The sequence below is a fragment of the Bacteroides sp. AR20 genome, assembly GCF_964250605.1.
GTDB lineage: Bacteria > Bacteroidota > Bacteroidia > Bacteroidales > Bacteroidaceae > Bacteroides > Bacteroides uniformis.
Map to the genome: position 1 here is coordinate 1 of NZ_CAXUGK010000004.1, position 17502 is coordinate 17502.

The 17502-nt window shown below is 42.4% G+C and carries 15 protein-coding genes, 1 tRNA gene and 3 pseudogenes; 12 read left to right on the top strand and 7 right to left on the bottom strand.

Annotated features, from left to right (window positions below):
• The first annotated feature begins 97 nt into the window (after window positions 1-97).
• On the top strand, window positions 98-640 hold the full coding sequence (locus ACESTD_RS03365) for a hypothetical protein (protein WP_005828477.1): 543 nt from the start codon (window positions 98-100) through the stop codon (window positions 638-640).
• A 48-nt stretch (window positions 641-688) separates the two neighbouring features.
• On the opposite strand, the pseudogene ACESTD_RS03370 reads toward ACESTD_RS03365, so the two are convergent.
• Window positions 689-980, bottom strand: a pseudogene (locus ACESTD_RS03370) (pyridoxamine 5'-phosphate oxidase family protein).
• Window positions 981-1083: 103 nt separating this feature from the next.
• On the opposite strand from ACESTD_RS03370, the gene ACESTD_RS03375 reads away from it, so the two are divergent.
• From ACESTD_RS03375 to ACESTD_RS03400, 6 genes and pseudogenes are all read left to right on the top strand, one after another.
• Window positions 1084-1533, top strand: a complete 450-nt coding sequence (locus ACESTD_RS03375; protein ID WP_005828472.1) for a hypothetical protein — start codon at window positions 1084-1086, stop codon at window positions 1531-1533.
• Between the two features lie 234 nt (window positions 1534-1767).
• The gene (locus ACESTD_RS03380) at window positions 1768-1977 is read left to right on the top strand and encodes a winged helix-turn-helix domain-containing protein (protein WP_005835016.1); all 210 of its coding nucleotides are present in this window, start codon (window positions 1768-1770) and stop codon (window positions 1975-1977) included.
• Window positions 1978-2613: 636 nt separating this feature from the next.
• Window positions 2614-3990 carry an MATE family efflux transporter gene (locus ACESTD_RS03385; RefSeq protein ID WP_005835018.1) on the top strand — a complete coding sequence of 459 codons (1377 nt, stop codon included), beginning with the start codon at window positions 2614-2616 and terminating at the stop codon, window positions 3988-3990.
• A gap of 139 nt (window positions 3991-4129) precedes the next feature.
• Complete coding sequence (locus tag ACESTD_RS03390; RefSeq protein WP_005828457.1) at window positions 4130-4969, top strand: GyrI-like domain-containing protein; 840 nt, start codon at window positions 4130-4132, stop codon at window positions 4967-4969.
• A gap of 8 nt (window positions 4970-4977) precedes the next feature.
• A complete protein-coding gene (locus ACESTD_RS03395; protein WP_373159060.1) occupies window positions 4978-5751 on the top strand; it encodes a GNAT family N-acetyltransferase in 774 nt (257 codons plus the stop codon).
• A gap of 4 nt (window positions 5752-5755) precedes the next feature.
• A pseudogene (locus ACESTD_RS03400) lies at window positions 5756-6346 on the top strand (RteC domain-containing protein).
• Between the two features lie 75 nt (window positions 6347-6421).
• Here ACESTD_RS03400 and ACESTD_RS03405 read toward each other — a convergent pair.
• The 4 genes and pseudogenes from ACESTD_RS03405 to ACESTD_RS03420 all read right to left on the bottom strand — a co-directional run.
• Window positions 6422-6655: pseudogene (locus tag ACESTD_RS03405) on the bottom strand (Arm DNA-binding domain-containing protein); the annotation flags it as partial.
• A 267-nt stretch (window positions 6656-6922) separates the two neighbouring features.
• Window positions 6923-6998: transfer RNA gene (locus tag ACESTD_RS03410), tRNA-Lys, on the bottom strand.
• 94 nt (window positions 6999-7092) lie between these two features.
• Window positions 7093-8208, bottom strand: a complete 1116-nt coding sequence (locus ACESTD_RS03415) for an AI-2E family transporter (RefSeq protein ID WP_005828446.1) — start codon at window positions 8206-8208, stop codon at window positions 7093-7095.
• 22 nt (window positions 8209-8230) lie between these two features.
• Window positions 8231-8836: a thymidine kinase gene (locus ACESTD_RS03420; RefSeq protein WP_005835020.1), complete on the bottom strand. Its 606-nt coding sequence runs from the start codon at window positions 8834-8836 to the stop codon at window positions 8231-8233.
• A gap of 110 nt (window positions 8837-8946) precedes the next feature.
• On the opposite strand from ACESTD_RS03420, the gene ACESTD_RS03425 reads away from it, so the two are divergent.
• The 5 genes from ACESTD_RS03425 (at window position 8947) to ACESTD_RS03445 (ending at window position 12593) form a co-directional block, all read left to right on the top strand.
• Window positions 8947-9489 carry a hypothetical protein gene (locus ACESTD_RS03425; RefSeq protein WP_034523325.1) on the top strand — a complete coding sequence of 181 codons (543 nt, stop codon included), beginning with the start codon at window positions 8947-8949 and terminating at the stop codon, window positions 9487-9489.
• A 13-nt stretch (window positions 9490-9502) separates the two neighbouring features.
• Window positions 9503-10177: a 16S rRNA (cytidine(1402)-2'-O)-methyltransferase gene (gene rsmI / locus ACESTD_RS03430; protein WP_008665787.1), complete on the top strand. Its 675-nt coding sequence runs from the start codon at window positions 9503-9505 to the stop codon at window positions 10175-10177.
• Window positions 10178-10211: 34 nt separating this feature from the next.
• Window positions 10212-11090, top strand: a complete 879-nt coding sequence (locus ACESTD_RS03435) for a hypothetical protein (RefSeq protein ID WP_005835026.1) — start codon at window positions 10212-10214, stop codon at window positions 11088-11090.
• Window positions 11091-11176: 86 nt separating this feature from the next.
• Window positions 11177-11875: a YjjG family noncanonical pyrimidine nucleotidase gene (locus ACESTD_RS03440; protein WP_373159059.1), complete on the top strand. Its 699-nt coding sequence runs from the start codon at window positions 11177-11179 to the stop codon at window positions 11873-11875.
• 52 nt (window positions 11876-11927) lie between these two features.
• The gene (locus ACESTD_RS03445) at window positions 11928-12593 is read left to right on the top strand and encodes a MarC family protein (protein ID WP_008665785.1); all 666 of its coding nucleotides are present in this window, start codon (window positions 11928-11930) and stop codon (window positions 12591-12593) included.
• Between the two features lie 59 nt (window positions 12594-12652).
• Here the strand turns inward: ACESTD_RS03445 and ACESTD_RS03450 are convergent, their stop codons facing one another.
• Both ACESTD_RS03450 and ACESTD_RS03455 read right to left on the bottom strand, forming a co-directional pair.
• Window positions 12653-14170 (bottom strand): RagB/SusD family nutrient uptake outer membrane protein, encoded by a 1518-nt coding sequence (locus tag ACESTD_RS03450; protein ID WP_151853387.1) that lies wholly within the window; start codon window positions 14168-14170, stop codon window positions 12653-12655.
• A gap of 17 nt (window positions 14171-14187) precedes the next feature.
• Entirely contained in the window at window positions 14188-17223 is a 3036-nt protein-coding gene (locus ACESTD_RS03455) for a SusC/RagA family TonB-linked outer membrane protein (protein WP_373169969.1), read from the bottom strand.
• Window positions 17224-17502: the final 279 nt, after the last annotated feature.

Consider the following 17502-nt stretch of genomic DNA (forward strand, 5'->3'; position numbering starts at 1 on the left):
TTTTACCACAAAGATAGTCGCGGTCTTGACTTTCTTATTTACCGGGCGTAAAAAATCTGTTTTTTTATATACCTTTGCAAAAAATATAAACGCGGCAATGAAAGAACTGTTTATAAAAATACTCCGTTTTCTGATGTTTGTACTGGTCGTAGCTTTGGGCTGCATCGGATATAACATCTATGAAGATACGTTGGCTGCTGTGTGGATACCCGTAGGGGTAGGACTTGTGGTGGCAGTCGTTACACTTCCTCTATATAAAAAATGGATATGGCTGACAACGATGGAGCAAAAGGCAGTGAATATATTGTGCCATGTGGTGTGCGTGGGTGTCATCAGTTGTTCGCTTTTTCTGGTAGGGAATTATCGGATGGCGGCTCCTGCTTCGACAAAGGAGGTGACGGTTACCGTACTTGAGAAGCTGATAAAAGAACATGAAAAGAGACGTAAAGTAGGCAAGCATCGTTATGTGTCGGACGGAGTACGTAAGGAATATTACTTAAAGGTGGCTTTCGAGGATGGAGCGATAGAGACCTTGCATGTTTCCACAGCCACATACAACAAAGCACGAAAAGGCAAACCGAAAGTCCTGACTTTGCAGAAAGGAGGTTTCGGATTGCCGGTGATAACGAAGGGGCTATAGTTTTCATCCCCCCATGCAAGACATCAGATGAGGAACTGAATGCTCTTCTTAAAGATTTCTGCGTACAAAATGTCCGTCAATCCAAATGGTGGCATGGTGTCCTTTGAATTTCAGTAATACATAATTGGGAGCTGCCGGGCCTTTATCTCCACCTTACCGGTGAGCACTACGCTGTTTCCTTCTTCCTGAAAGCACAAACCTGCTTTCGGATTGGCTGCACCTTTGTTTTAAGACTGTCTTTGCCGGTTGCCAACCATACGGTGGTGGCCCCTTCCGACTTGATATTGCTCATTGGAACGGGGCTGGGATGATATTCTTTATAGGTTGTAAAGATACAGATAAACTGATAGGGAAATCCCTATGTATAAATAGAGAGAATCACGGAAAAGGAGGTTTTTATCATACTACATTTGCTGTATGGATAAATACTAAAACTTTCTATTATGAAAAAGATGTCAGTTGTTTTAGGCTTGTTACTCGCTGTCTTGGTGATGGGCTGTGGCATTTATGAAAGCTACGGGTTTGATTATAAGCAGTTGAGCAGCATTGAACGTGGTATGAGCTTTAAAGAGGTGTGTACCATTTTAGGAGAGCCTGCATTTAGAGATTTGAATAAGGAGGGAGAGGCTTGGACATTCCGCGCTTATACTCCTGCGGGGTGGTCGGCTGTCAAGGTGTGGTTCAAAGACGGAAAAGTGGACGAAATGAAGAGCTATCTGGAGGATACTTATCCGGTTACCACTTCGCGGGACAAGAGTTTCATGAATGAGAAAAAAGAATCTTCCGACAAGAGTAGCGAAACAAAGGTAATAGTTTCGCCGGAAGGGAAACATTACATCAAAATGGGCTCGGTAGTAGTCACTCCCGAAGGCAAGCATATAATAGTACCTTGATTATACCAACATAATCGTTTCCGGATATAGTATAATGTGAATATACCTTTCTATAAAGTGTTGATATTTATAAAGTTCTATATTTTTTGCAGATTTTAGGTATATGTAGTTCAAAGAATGTTATCTGAAATGAAAAGAATGGGCAATGTTTGTCATTGCTCTGTCTTTATCTTATATTTGAGTAGATAATATAGGATATCATTTTAAGAAAGGAACTAATAATAAGATAATAATATGAAGAATATTGAGAAGGCGACCAATAATATGAAAATGGTATATTCCATTCTGTGCAATCTTAAGAAGTGTACAATCTTTGAATTACAGAAACTGACGAAGTTCAGGGATGTGGATTTGTGTTTGGCCTTGGGGTATCTGCTGCAGAATAACCAGATTTATCAGAAGCGTATTGATAACATGGTTTACTATGGAGTCGTCGCAAAATGAAAAGATATACAATAGGTTTACCACACATTTTGCTTACATGCTTGCATGGCGCTTTCTAATTGTTTGTTATACCGCGTTTTACGATATGTAAGCAGATGCCATGCAAGTATGTAGGCAAACTTTGCTTGCATGCTGTTTTTTCTTGTGCAAATGGCTGGTCTTCTTTCCGCAAAGAACAGCTCTTTCTTCTACTAAAAGCTTATTAATGACTATTGTGCACGGTTGTGATGCAACTTCTTCACTATTGTGGTACGGCTTCTTCATGCTTGTGGAGAAGCCGTACCACAATAGTGCGCATGTCTAACTATCATTTATTCAGTGTATTGACAGCCTATGTTAGAGCAATGAAAGACTGATAGGCTGTCTTTCATTGGCTGTGTGTCTACCTTCAAAAGAGTGATATGGTAGTGGATAATGTTCATGTTTTGCTGTTTTTTCAGTGAAAGAAATCATGAGTATTTGGATACTTGAAAAATAAGTCCCACCTTTGCACGCGAATTAGAAAACCAAAAGAGTTTTGTAATCCTCATCGGAGGGCTGTAAAAATGCCGGATAAGATGACTGGGTAAAACCAATCATTTTATCCGGCATTTTTTTGCTTTTGGGCAAGACAATAACCTATAAATATAGTTGAACATGAAAAGAGATGCAATTGATTTGAGTACACTGAATGTGTTTACATTGTTTCGGAAATATTTTGTTCCTACGTTGCTGGGTATGCTCAGTATGTCGGCCGTAACAGCGATTGACGGGATATTTGTCGGGCATGGAGTAGGTAGCGACGGGATTGCGGCCGTAAATATCTGTGTCCCTTTACTGATGCTTTTTACGGGAATCGGGCTTATGGTTGGTGCCGGGTGTTCTGTGGTCGCTTCTATCCAATTGTCGAGAGGCAAAAGCAAGTCTGCTCGGTTGAATGTGACACAAGCATTACTGTTTGTAACGATTGTTGCTTTGATACCCTCTGCTTTGATGATGGCTTTTCCGGCAGAAACAGCCCGGATGCTCGGCTCTTCCGAACATCTGTTGCCTATGGTGACGGATTATCTGCTGTGGTTTGTTCCGTCATGGGTCTTTCAGATATGGATAACGGTGCCGCTGTTCGTCATTCGTCTGGACGGTGCTCCAAAGCTGGCTATGTTGTGCAGCCTGATTACGGCTGTAATCAATGTGGTGCTCGACTGGCTGTTTATCTTTCCTTTTGGCTGGGGAGTCATGGGAGCAGCATTTGCCACTTCCATCAGCATCATGGCCGGCGGACTGGTGGCGATGGTCTATCTACTGTTTTATGCTCGGCATTTGCGTTTACAACCACTCAAATGGAGTGTCAAGAGCCTGCGGCTTTCCGTGCGGAATATTGGTTACCAGTGCCGTATCGGTCCTTCTGCCTTATTGGGAGAGGCAACGCTTGCTGTTCTTATGTTCGTCGGGAACCAGGTATTTATGTCCTATCTGGGGGACGATGGCGTAGGGGCATTCGGTATAGCGTGCTATTATATTCCTTTTGTTTTCATGGTAGGTAATGCTATTGCACAATCTGCCCAGCCTATTATCAGCTATAATTTCGGACTGGGCTACAAGGAAAGAGTGATGACGGCGGAACGTATTGCGTTGCTGACGGCTGTGGTCTGCGGTGTGGTTGCAACGGTGGCATTCACTGTTTATCCTTATCTGCTGGTTGGCCTTTTCATCAGTCTTGACAGTGAAGCGGCGAAGATAGCGATACACGGTTTCCCCTATTTTGCAAGCGGCTTTGTCTTTTTCATTGTGAATATTGCTGTGGTAGGTTATTTTCAGAGTGTTGAAAGAATAAAGCCAGCTACGATTTTTGCTTTGTTGCGTGGCTTTGTTTTCCTTATTCCGAGTTTTATTTTGTTGCCGAAGTTCTTGGGTGTGTCGGGAATCTGGTTGGCAATGCCACTCTCGGAGGCTTTGACAATCATTGTGATTCTGCTTTTTGTTCTGAAGCATCGGTATGCTTATAAAGTTTCCAGCCAACTCATTACGTCGTAGATGCCTTTAAAAAAACGAGGTTGTGCCAACGTTTTGACATAACCTCCTAAAACCGTAACCTAAGATTTCTAAAATTGGCGAGATTGGACAATCATACATTTGTATGAACTCTATATATTTGCAAATTATATCGTTATAGATGAAAAGTAGCACTGAAAATATATACAAACAGAAAGTCAATCAAGTAATTGATTACATAAATTTTAATCTGCATCAGCCATTGCAATTGAATGTAATAGCCGACATAGTAAATATGTCTCAACGGCAATTGCTCCGTATGATGAGTTCTGCTTTGGATGAACCATTATACTCTTATGTGGCGAGGCAACGAGTAGAACGAGCTGTACTATATATGCAAACTGAAGACATGAGTTTACAGAATTTGGCTGGGTTAGTCGGCTACGATAATCCGCAATCGTTCTCCAAAGCATTTAAGAAACAATTTGGTATCTCTCCCAAAACATATATCAGCAGATTAAGGATGCGATTAAAAGAGTGCGAACATGATGGAAAGGAGTGCGAATTGCATTCTGAAGTCTACAATTTCGAGGGATTAAATTTAGTATATATCCGTATATGGGGTAAGTACGGAGAGGAAGAACCTTATGAAACAGTATGGAGTAAATTGATACATTTCTTAAAGAGCAATGACTTACTTCTGCCCGATACACGTTTTATTGGGTTAAGTTTTGACGACCCTAATGTGACAAACCCTAATCAATGTCGTTTCTATGCTTGTGCATCGGTACAAAAGGAAATTATGCCTACTTGTGAATTTGGTACAATCCGGCTACCACAAGGTAAATATGCGGTCTATACGTTGCAGGGGTATTATACAGATTTGCAGGACTGGTATAACATCATTAACGTAAGCCAAGAATATTCACTTCGTCATGGGATGTCTTTTGAGGAGTATATCAATTATTCAAAAGAAAATAAAAAAGAGAGTATCACAAAAATCTACATACCGATAAAATAAATAAAAGCATGGAAAATAGTTTACCTAAATATATAACTCTAACAGAGGATAATATAGATAAAGAACATATCTGCTGCGCATTCTCTGACAAAAAATGCTTGGAAGGATATGAGTCCAAAAAGGAATGGCTAAAAAAGGAATTTGCTAATGGCTATGTTTTTAGGCGGCTTGATGCACGAGCCAAAGTTTTTATAGAATATGTTCCTGCTGAATATGCGTGGCTTCCGGTTACTGCCCCTAATTATTTAATGATTAATTGTTTTTGGGTTTCAGGGCAGTATAAAGGTCAAGGGCATGGATATAATTTGCTCCAATTTGTGATTGAAGATGCAAAAAAGCAACAAAAAAATGGATTGGTTACTGTTGTAGGTACAAAAAAGAACCATTTTATGAGTGATACGAAATGGTTGCTGCAACATGGCTTTAAGGAAATAGAAAAACTTCCAAATGGATTTTCATTGTTGGTAATGAGTTTTCATGAGAATAGTGCAGTTCCATATTTTAATGATTGCGTCAAAAGTGGAGAATGCCCCGACAAACTGGGAATAGTGGCTTATTATTCTAATCGTTGCCTATATACGGATTATTATGTAAATGGAGTGTTGCGTGTTCTTGCGCAAGAAATAAATATTCCTTTGAAAGTAATTAAATTGGAAACGAGAGAGCAAGCACAAAACTCTCCTACACCAGCTACTATATTTTCTCTTTTTTACAATGGGAAGTTTGTAACTACGGATTTAAGTATTTGTACTGAGTCTAAATTTACAAAACTATTAAAGTAGTAAAATGAAAGAACTGGTTAATAACATGTTAGCTGAAATAGAGGTCAATATATCTGAAATCGACCTCTACGGTTATGATATTGTTGAAACTTTTCTTTCAATAGTGCGTCGTTTGCAAGCGGTTCTCAATGATTTAAAAACAAAACTGCAAATTCATTCCTTCTATAAGATTTATCGGATAGAAACACAATGCCCCGATGGTAGTAATGATGTAATCAGAAACTATATTAAGTAAAGAACTGGATAACCTGACCTGCTTCTTTAACCGTAATCTGGACTTTTACCAATATTATCGTTTTCATTCGACCTTGTATGATGAATATTATGTTGTTCGTGGAAAGTTTGATTTACGCCTATGTACCGATAGCGCACAATTCGATAAAGACCTGAATTTCTCAACCTTGTTTCTTCGGGTGGCATTAACAATGGCAACGTGGGAATAAAAGAAATGATGAATTTTCTCAGTACGGTGCTCTAAATGGAGTTAGGCGATTATTATGCCGCTTATATTGCCATGAAAGAACGGAAGAAGGATTGGACGGCATATCTTAGCCGTTTGCAAGACAGCTTAGTCAAACGAATGGACGAAGGATAGTAAATGACAAACTTCTGTTTTTCTTTTCGCCAGTATTATATTGCTTCAATATTATAAATCAACCATTTAGTCTTGTTGGGGTACCGTGCTGTGGATGCTTTCCAGCATAGAATTGATATGTACGGCTTCTGCGGTTCTGCCGGAAGCCTTGCCTAACTTCACGCTCCAGTGAGCCGGATTTATTTCCAGTTTGGTGTTGAACTGGGCTACAACTTGGTCGATAGTGATACGTGCGATAATCGGTGCGTTGCCGTTCTTCTTTACTGCATTTCGTTTGACGAAATAGAGTAGCTTGAAAGTACTTCTCATAATCTCTTTTTTAGTTACAAAATTAAATTGATGAACTGAAAATGAGATATTTGCAGTACGGACAAATCAAGACAACAAACCGACAATTTCAGACATTCCGTGACCTAAAATCCGAAAGGTCGGACAGGTCACGAATTGGTCACGAAAGTATGTCTTTTTGTGACCATTTCGTGTCTTAGGTCACGGACTTTATACAAAGAAAAAACTCCTGCAATACCTTGATATTGTAGGAGTTGTCTTTTCTTTGTCTGGTTTTGTCCAGCTTCTTGGTGATCCGCCTGGGGCTCGAACCCAGGACCCCAACATTAAAAGTGTTGTGCTCTACCTGCTGAGCTAGCGAATCAGACCTTATTGCTGTTAAGCGGGTGCAAAGATAGGCACTTTTGTTTAAAAAACAAATGGATTAAGGGAAAAAGTTTTGAGAACGACTTCTGCTTTTACTCTTCTTGTTGATTATCAGTCTGTTCAAACTTGTGAATTTTTTCTCTGTTTATGATGAAACGTTGATAGTAGGAGAGCATAAGGGTGGTAAGCGGAAGTGCTATAATCATACCCAGCATCCCCATCAATGACCCCCAAATCGATAAAGACAGTAAGATGATGGCAGGATTCAGGCCCGTAATCTTCCCCATGACACGCGGTACGATGAATCCGTCTTGAATGGCTTGTACTATGATGAATACCGCAAGGGCCGATGCAATGATAATCCAGAAGTTTCCTCCCGTATCCGCTGCTTTCAGTATGGCCAGCACGATGGTAGGTATAAAGCCGATAATCTGCAAATAAGGTACTAGGTTTAAAGCGCCGATGAATAAGCCGAGTCCAATGGCCAGTGGGAAATCAATAATCAGAAAGCCTATACTGAACAGAATACCGACACACAATGCCACGAATGCTTGTCCGCGGAAGTATCTGTTCATGCCGTCTTTCACATCGTTCATTACATTGATTACGAAGGGCCGGTATTTCTGTGGTACCAGGTGGGTCCACCCTTCGGAAATGCTTTCGTAATCCAGCAATATGAAAACTATATAGAGAAGAATGAGGAAGAAAGTGAAGAAACTGAACAGCAGATTGACGGATTCTGACAACAAGGACCAGAGCCGGGGAACGGTTTCCTTGATGGCGTTCAGCATATTCTCTTCCTTGAACAATTGGGTGACAAACTGGGTGTCTATGTTCTCACGAAGGAATTCAGAGAGTGTTTTGGGCACATTGCCGTCGTGGGTTCCGTTGGAAAAGTAGTCTATTACCAAATCTTTTACCCTGACGAATTCGTCCATCATGGGAGGCACAAGCAGATAGAAGGCGGTTCCTCCTACAATCAGAATACTGAATAAGGCGCAGAAGATGGATATGACCCGGTTCTTGAGCCTTAATCTGTACTGGAAGAAGGTGACCAGGGGGTATATCAGATAGGCAATGAGCCATGCGATGAAGAATGGCAGCAATACGCCGCTTAGACGCTTGAAGAGCATAAGGATGCCGATAATGATGACACCGAGTATGACACCGCGGATAAAACTGTCGAATGTAATCTTTTTGCGTTCCATAATGCTCTGTTTTTTGTATTTGTTAATGACCGATTTCCTTTTGGTCGGCTTGGATGGCTTGCTGATAGCACTCTCGGCATAGCGGTTCATATTCTTCGGTTTCCCCCAGCAGTACTTGTTTGTCGTTCTTGACGGTACGGTGGGAGAACGAGGCAAGTTGACCACATTTCACACAGATGGCATGTACTTTGGAAACTTCGTCTGCAATGGCACACAGTCCCGGCATAGGGCCGAATGGAATACCGCGGAAGTCCATATCCAGTCCGGCTACAATGACGCGTATACCATTGTTGGCAAGCTGGTTGCATACATCAATCAGGCCGCTGTCAAAGAACTGGGCTTCGTCAATGCCCACTACATCTATCTCTGAAGTGAAGAGCAGAATGCTGGCAGACGAGTCGATGGGAGTGGAGGCTATGGAATGACTGTCATGCGATACGACATCGGCTTCGGAATAACGGGTGTCTATGGCAGGCTTGAATATCTCTACGCGTTGTTTGGCAAATTTTGCCCGTTTCAGTCTCCTTATCAGCTCTTCGGTTTTGCCGGAGAACATGGAACCGCAAATGACCTCAATTCTTCCCCTGCGTTTGGTTTCCTGTATATGATCTTCTGAAAATAATACCATGTTTTCGAGTGTTATATTTAAGCGCAAAAGTAACACTTTTGTTCGCTTTCCGATATTTTTTCATTATTTATTTCTACATTTGTAGCGTTAACACGGACTGTGTAAAGGATATGCAAACCCTATTAAACGACATAGAATTAGATATTCAGGAATTGAAATGTTTGATGCAGGCCATTTCAAGTGATGCCAATCCGACATTGAAGATTGTGGCAAAACGGAATATCCAGCAGATGAAGGCACGCTTGGAGGCGTTGCAAGAACTGCTTGAGGAGGCGCCAACGGCTGTTGTGTCGCCCCTGGAGGAACCCCCTGCTGTTACTACTCCTTTGACCGAATCGGTTTCTCCGGTCGAATCGGTTATTCCTGATACAGTGAAGATGGTATGTGAGGAACCGGAAACAGTTCCTATTTTGGCAGAACGCATCAAGCCTGCCAAGGATTTGAAACATGCCATCAGTCTGAACGATTCATTCCGTTTTGTCCGCGAACTGTTCGCAGGCGATGCTGCACGGATGAATGAAGTGGTACGACGTTTGGGTGAGGCTCCTTCTTTGGACAAGGCTATGGATATTTTTGCTTCGGAAGTGCACCCGGATGAAGAAAATGAAGCCGCCGTCGATTTTATGGAACTCCTCAAAAAATATTTCAGCTAAACGACCGATAAGTATGGGAAAACTTTATGTAGTGCCTACCCCGGTAGGAAATTTGGAAGATATGACATTCCGTGCTATCCGGATTCTGAAAGAAGTGGATTTGATACTTGCTGAGGATACACGTACCTCCGGCATATTGCTGAAACACTTCGAAATAAAGAATGCGATGCAATCTCACCATAAATTTAATGAACATAAAACGGTTGAAAGTGTTGTTAATAGAATAAAGGGGGGAGAAACTGTAGCTTTGATTTCGGATGCAGGTACGCCGGGTATATCCGACCCGGGCTTTCTGGTAGTCAGAGAGTGTGTGCGTAACGGCATCGAAGTGCAATGCCTGCCGGGAGCGACAGCTTTTGTACCGGCATTGGTGGCTTCCGGACTGCCGAATGAGAAGTTCTGTTTTGAAGGTTTCCTTCCACAGAAGAAAGGAAGGATGACCCGTCTGAAGGCATTGGCCGAGGAGTGTCGTACCATGGTGTTCTATGAGTCTCCCCACAGATTGGTAAAAGCTTTGACGCAGTTTGCCGAACATTTCGGTGCCGAACGTCAGGCTTCTGTTTCGCGGGAAATCTCAAAGATGCACGAAGAAACGGTGCGTGGAACGCTTACAGAATTGATTGAACATTTCACGGCGAACGAACCGCGCGGTGAAATTGTGATTGTAGTAACAGGAATAGACGATTAAATAACTTCATTAACCAAACGTAAAACGAAAGCGTATGAAAAAGTTAGCAGTTTTAATTGTATGCGCGGCTGTAATGGCTTCGTGTGACAGCTTCTCTGGTGGCAGTAAGAACCAGCTGAAAGCTGAAAATGATTCTTTATTGATGGAACTGACTCAGCGTAATGCTGAATTGGACGAGATGATGGGCACTTTCAATGATATTTCAGAGGGATTTCGCCAGATTAATGCAGCAGAGAGCCGTGTGGATTTGCAGCGTGGTGCTGTGGCAGAAGGCTCTTTGAATGCCAAGCAGCAGATTGCGTCGGATATTGAGTTTATCCGTAAGCAGATGGAAGAGAACAAGGAACAGATTGCCAAATTACAGTCCATGCTGAAGAATAGTAAGAATAACTCTGCCCAGTTGAAGAGGGCTGTGGAGTCCCTGACTCAGGAGTTGGTGGCAAAGACCCAGCGTATCGAGGAATTGCAGGCTGAGCTGGCTTCCAAGAATATCCGTATCCAGGAACTGGATGCTGCCGTAACCGGTTTGTCTACTGAGAAAGAAGAATTGACTGCCGAAAATGAGGCGAAGGCTCAAACCGTTGCCGAACAAGATAAGGCACTCAATACGGCTTGGTTTGTATTTGGTACGAAGAAAGAGTTGAAGGACCAGAAGATATTGACAAATACCGGACTTTTCAAAAAAGGCCAGGTGCTGAAAGATTCTGATATCAACAAGGACTACTTTACACAAGTGGATATCCGTACGACAAAAGAGATTAAACTATACTCTAAAGATGCTGATATCTTGACTACTCATCCCGCTGGTTCTTATGCGTTGGAGAAAGATGATAAAGGACAGCTGACTTTGAAGATTACAAATCCGAAAGACTTCTGGAGTGTGTCCAAGTATTTGGTAATCCAGGTAAAATAACACTGTTATAGACTGATACAGAACGGACGCAGATTATTGGAATTGATAATCTGCGTCTATTTTTATATATCTCTTTCCTTTAAATTATGGCATCCCAATATAAGAACCTGTTTTTTGACCTGGACGATACGCTTTGGGCATTTTCCCTTAATGCACGCGATACATTCGAAGAGATGTATCACAAGTATGATTATGACCGTTTCTTTCGTTCTTTCCAGCATTTTTATACGCTTTATCAGCATCGTAATGTAGAGCTGTGGGAAGAATACGGCAGAGGGCAGGTCAGTAAGGAAGAGTTGAACCGCCAGCGTTTTCTATATCCTCTGGAGGCAGTAGGGGCGGGGGATACTGCTTTGGCCGAGGCTTTTTCTGATGATTTCTTTTCGGTCATTCCCACAAAAAGTCGGCTGATGCCGCATGCGTATGAGGTACTGGAATATTTGGCAGAGAAATACAACCTCTATATCCTTTCCAATGGTTTCCAAGAGCTGCAATGTCATAAGATGCGTTCGGCGGGTATCGACCGCTTTTTTAAGAAGATTGTTCTCTCTGATGACATCGGTGTCTTGAAGCCCTGGCCCGAAATCTTTCATTTTGCACTTTCTGCCACACAATCCGAAGTGCGTGATTCTTTGATGATAGGCGATAGTTGGGAGAATGATGTGGCAGGAGCCAAAGGAGTGGGCATGCACCAAGTGTTTTATAATGTAACAGGGAAGGAAGAACTGCCTTTCCAACCGACTTATCATATCAGTAATCTGAAAGAATTGATGCAGATTTTGTGACATTGAAATTTTTAGTTGTACTTTTGTCTGCAGAAACGTATATTATACAGCTATGGACACAATCTTACCTTTCGCTTTACTTTGTTTTACCTCCTTCTTTACGTTGACAAACCCTCTCGGCACCATGCCGGTGTTTTTGACCATGACGCATGGAATGACAGACCGTGAACGGCAGTCGGTAGTATCGCGCGCCACTTTGGTTGCCTTTATAACAATTATGGTCTTTACGTTTGCAGGGCAGTTCCTCTTTAAGTTCTTCGGTATCTCTACCAATGGTTTCCGTATTGCCGGTGGAGTTATTATCTTTAAGATTGGCTTCGATATGCTGCAAGCCCGTTATACCCCAATGAAGCTGAAAGACGAGGAAATCAAGACTTATGCCGATGATATTTCCATTACTCCTCTTGGAATTCCGATGCTTTGTGGTCCTGGTGCCATAGCCAATGCCATTGTGCTGATGCAGGATGCCCATACCATTCAGATGAAAGGAGTTCTTATAGGAATGATTGCCTTTATTTATCTGATTACCTTCTTCATATTGCGTGCTTCCACGCGGTTGGTCAAAATCCTGGGTGAGACGGGAAACAATGTGATGATGCGCCTGATGGGACTTATCCTGATGGTTATTGCCGTTGAGTGTTTTGTCAGCGGAGTGAAACCGATATTGGTGGATATATTGAAAGAAGGAGGCATACCATCACTGGCACACCTCCTCTAAACACTTTATTTATAAAAACACATTGGGAAAATTCCCAAGTTTCTTTAGGCTACTATTGATTAATAGCCTGGATTTTGTTCTATGTTCGGATTGGCATTGATTTCACCGACGGGAATCAACGGGAGCGCTTTCTTGGAGTCGCGGTTGAATGTACGCGCTTCTTCGCTCAATACGTCGTGCCATCCTCTGGCATTAACGTCCGTGTAGCGTGTAACAGTTTCACCTCGGCGCATAACATCGAAATAGCGCTGTCCCTCACCTACAAGTTCCTTGCGGCGTTCAATGTAGATGCGGTCTAATGTGATGTTTCCGCTGGTTACTTGTTTGCTTTCATCCGTTGTGCGGTTGGAGATGATATCGTTCAGCAAGTTGGCAGCCTTGTTCTTGTCTCCGGCTTGGAAAGCTGCTTCTGCTGCTGACAAGTAAACTTCTGACAAGCGTAGCAATGGGACATTGGAGTAACGCACATCTCCGTTTACAGCTGGCATTTTGTTGATGTAAACTTTGCGCTTGTCAAATCCTCCTGCTGCCGCTGCCAATAATATGTCGTTACGGATGTCTGCCGGGTCGGATGTAAGCATGTCAGAGAAGTCTTTTGTGACAATTACATCTCCATATCCGGGAGAAGCGCCAGCCTTGTCGGCATATAAATAGGCAATACCTTCACGGTCTGTCCAGTCAGTATTGTTGTTGATGGAAATCTCGAACATGATTTCTTTTGAATGATTGGCATCACTTTTGCTCCATGCTGCAACATATTCTGACGGTTCCCAAAGTTTGTAAGACGAGTTTGATATGATGTCTTCTGCTACGAATAAAGCCTTGCTCCATTCGCCTTTTGTCATATATACACGTACCTGCAAGGCTTTGGCAGCCCAAAGGTTGACATAACCCACTTCATTGGTTTTGGGCAGTGCATTTGAGTTGATTGCATCTGTCAAATCTTTTTCAATACTCTCATAACATTGAGCTACCGTGCTGCGGCTTGGCTTTTCTGTCGATTCTAGTGGGGAGGTAGCGATGGGCACACCGAGTGAGCTGCCTTGATCTACCGTATAAGGTTTACCGTAGATACGTGTAAGGTCAAACAGTGCCATGGCGCGCAGAACTTTTGCTTCTGCATCATATTGGTCAATAGTGGCTTTTGCCTCTGCCGCATCGGTCAGGTTGCCACTTTCTGCTGCCTGAATCAGACGGTTGGCGCGTGCAATGACTACATAAGGCATCTGCCATACGGCTGTTGAGGTGGTGAAATTGTCTGCAGTTGTATATTCCATATAGTAGTAGAAGTTTGCTCTTCCACTTCCACCGTTATATTCATATTGGATATCTTCCCCTCTCATGTCACCGTATACGAACATGAGGCGTCCATAATAATTAATCAGGCTACTGTTACCTTTAACGGCAGCATAAAGTCCCGTCCGCACATTGGCCAAATCATCGCTGTTCTTGATTGCGGTTTCAGCATCTATTCCGTCTGCGGGTGACTGATCCAGCCAACTGTTGAGGCATGATGAAGTGCTGACTGCCATAGCTGCGCAAAGCGTTGCTGTGTATAATGTCTTTAATATTTTCATTTTCGTATCTTTATTAGTTAGAAATTCAATTCTATTCCGAATGTATATGTTCTCAATGCCGGAGTCTCAAATGTGCATAGTCCGTCTACACGCATTTCCGGATCTACAAATAAGTCTTTAGATTTCCATGTAAGCAGGTTGGACCCCGAGAAGTAAATTCTTGCCTTGCTAAGTCCAAGCTTGTTGATATAGTTTTGCGGAATGCTTACACCTAATGTGAGGTTCTTCAGACGTAGATAATCAGTAGGCATCAGCCAGCGTGAAGACAGTGAAGCTACGCTTCCATATTCAAATTTAGGCAATGTGGCATTCGTGTCGCCCGGGCCGGTCCACATCTTTGAGATGTCATAGTATGTCGGTACGGCACCACCGTATAGATGTGAACCGCCATTGGAGTGCTGCCAAGTGGAGTTGTCAAAAGCATCACCACCCAATGAATAAGTGAAAGTGAAGCCCAAGTCGATAAACTTCCATTTGAGGTTGTTGGTAAGACCGCCTTCTATACTAGCCTGATGCCTGCCTACAATAGTTTTGTTGGCTTCAGAGATATTTGTAGTTGTCTTGCGGGCATTCTCTGTTCCGTCATTCAGATAGAACATTTCTTTACCGGTCTCGGCGTCGACTCCGGCGTATTCATAAACATAGTATGAATAGTAAGGTTCGCCTACACGGTGAATCAGCGGTCCTGATACGATTTCATTCTGCTGGCCATCCAATTTGGTCAGTTTGTTGCTGTTGTGTGCCATGTTCAGAGAAGTGGTCCACGTGAAATCCTTGTTTCTGAAATTGGTTGATGTAATGGTCAACTCAAAACCGGAGTTCTTCAGTGAACCGATGTTTTGCGGGGTGGTATACCCATAATTGCCATCATAATATCCGCCGACTTGTGATACGGGGAGGTCGTATATAAGGTCACTGGTTTTACGCTGATAGTAGTCGAATGTTACAGAGATACGGTCGATGAATGAAAGGTCGAGACCGATATTCCATGTTTTGTTCTTTTCCCATTTCAGGTCCGGGTTTGCAATTCCGACGATTGACATTCCTGACTGTCCATTGTATATGATTCCGTATTTATAAAGATTCATATAAGCGTAATAGTCTGATGGTTGCGTTCCGTTTACACCGTATGACACACGGAGCTTTCCATCTGTCAATACACTCTTGACAGGATTCAGGAAACTTTCGTCTATGAATCTCCATGCTCCGGAAACCGACCAGAAACTTCCCCAACGGTTTTCTCTTGCCAGACGTGAACTTCCGTCGGTACGATAGCTGAGACCGAGATAATATCTGTCTGCGTAGTTATAATTGGCACGTCCGAGGAACGAAGTCATGCGATAGCTCTGTCTGTTGGTTTCGGCACTTGTTGAACCGGCATTTGTCAATTCGTACAAATCACCCGGATAGTCTTGGCCTGCCATGTAGTTGAAAGCATATTCCGTATCTTGTGTTTCAAAACCAAGCAGGGCGTCAATATTGTGCAGACCGAAAGAGTTGATGTAAGAGAGCTGGGTTTGTGTATTCAGCTGGTCATTACGATTGACGATACGCTGCATGACACCACCGGGGGCACCATTGTTTGAGTGTCTGTCCCAAAGAACGTCATTGGTTCCTTGTGCGTAATCATAAGCAATCTTTTCACTTAAATTTAACTTGTCCCAAATATTGTAGGTCAACTTGATTGTATTGAATGCCTTCATCAAGGTATAAACATCAGAACTGTGTTCTCTTTCATACAAGGGATTGACTCCAAATACGCCGCAACCATTGTTTAATGTGCCGTCTTCATTATAAGGGGTTGATGAGGGGCTCTGGAAGAATGCGTAATTGGCCACAGGCCCATCATAGGAGGTAGCTTCATTAGTTTTGTTTTGTCTTACTTTTGAGAATTGGCTTGTAACCTGAACTTCAAAGTCTCCAAACTTATGAGTGAGGTTTGCATTACCAGTGAAACGTTCCAGACCTTGTTTGTAAATGATACCTTCCTGATTGGTATAAGCAGCTGAGGTGTAGAACTTGGTACGGTCGTTACCGCCAGATACGCTCAACTGGTAGTTCTGATGAGAACCGTTACGGAAAAGCAGGTCTTTCCAATCCGTCCATCCGGTTGAGGGTTTTGAAGCAAAGTCCTCGATGTTCTGGTCTGCAAAAGTTGCGGCATCTGCATCGGACATGTTTCCGGTGTATAACCCGTAATTCTTGAGACCGGTCCATAAGAGTTCGCGGCGCGAGTCACCGTCGAGCATAGGACGATAATCTATTGCCATGTTTGAGAAACCCCAGTCGGAACGGAAACTTACATTTGTTTTGCCTTGTTTTCCGCTTTTCGTCGTAATGACCACAACACCGTTAGCAGCACGCGAGCCGTAAAGAGAGGCAGCAGCCGCATCTTTGATAACTGTGATAGACTCGATGTCATTGGTATTGAGTGAAGACAAAATATCAGTTCCTGCATCACTATAAGTGAACTCGGATAAGTCTCCACTTGTGACCGGTGTTCCGTCAATAACATAAAGCGGATTGTTTCCGGCATTGATGGAACCCATACCACGTACACGGATACTGCTTACAGAACCCGGATTACTTGAACTTGAGCCAAAAGTAACACCAGCGACATTACCAGAAAGTTTGTCGGCAACAGAAAGAACAGGTACATCTTCCAAGGTGGAAGTGTTTACAGTAGAAGCAGCTCCAGTAAATGATGCTTTTTTAAATGTACCGTAACCGGTAACCACAACCTCTTCAAGCAGCTCAGAATCGGATTTCAAAATTACCTTTACATGAGGTTTAATCGTTACTTCTTGGGTTTGCATACCAACAAACGAAATCACCAGAGTTTTCGCGGAACTTGGTACGTTTGGTAATGTAAAATCACCATCTACACCGGTAATAGCACCAATTTGTGTACCTTTTACCAATACAGAGGCTCCAATAACTGGCTGCCCGTCTTCTTCAGAAATTACAACACCTGTAACCTTCTGGGTTTGGGCAGTTACTAGGCCTATTCCGACAAAAAGACAGGCCAATAACAGCATTAATTTTCTTTTCATAAATTCTCTCTTAAAGTTTAACTTTACATTAATTGTTTCTTTACTCTAACAAAGTGCAAATATATTAATAAAACTGAAACGAACAACTATTTTATTGAAAAAACCTTGTAAATCTATCAATTTGTTAATTAAACATACTGCTTTATGCTTAATAACAGATTTTTCACACTTAAAAAAACTAAACTGGCTTATGTTTACTATCACTATGATTCCCTCTTTTAGGATGATTTTTCCAAGAAATACACATATTTTAAAACAAAATGGTTAATAAATAAGCCG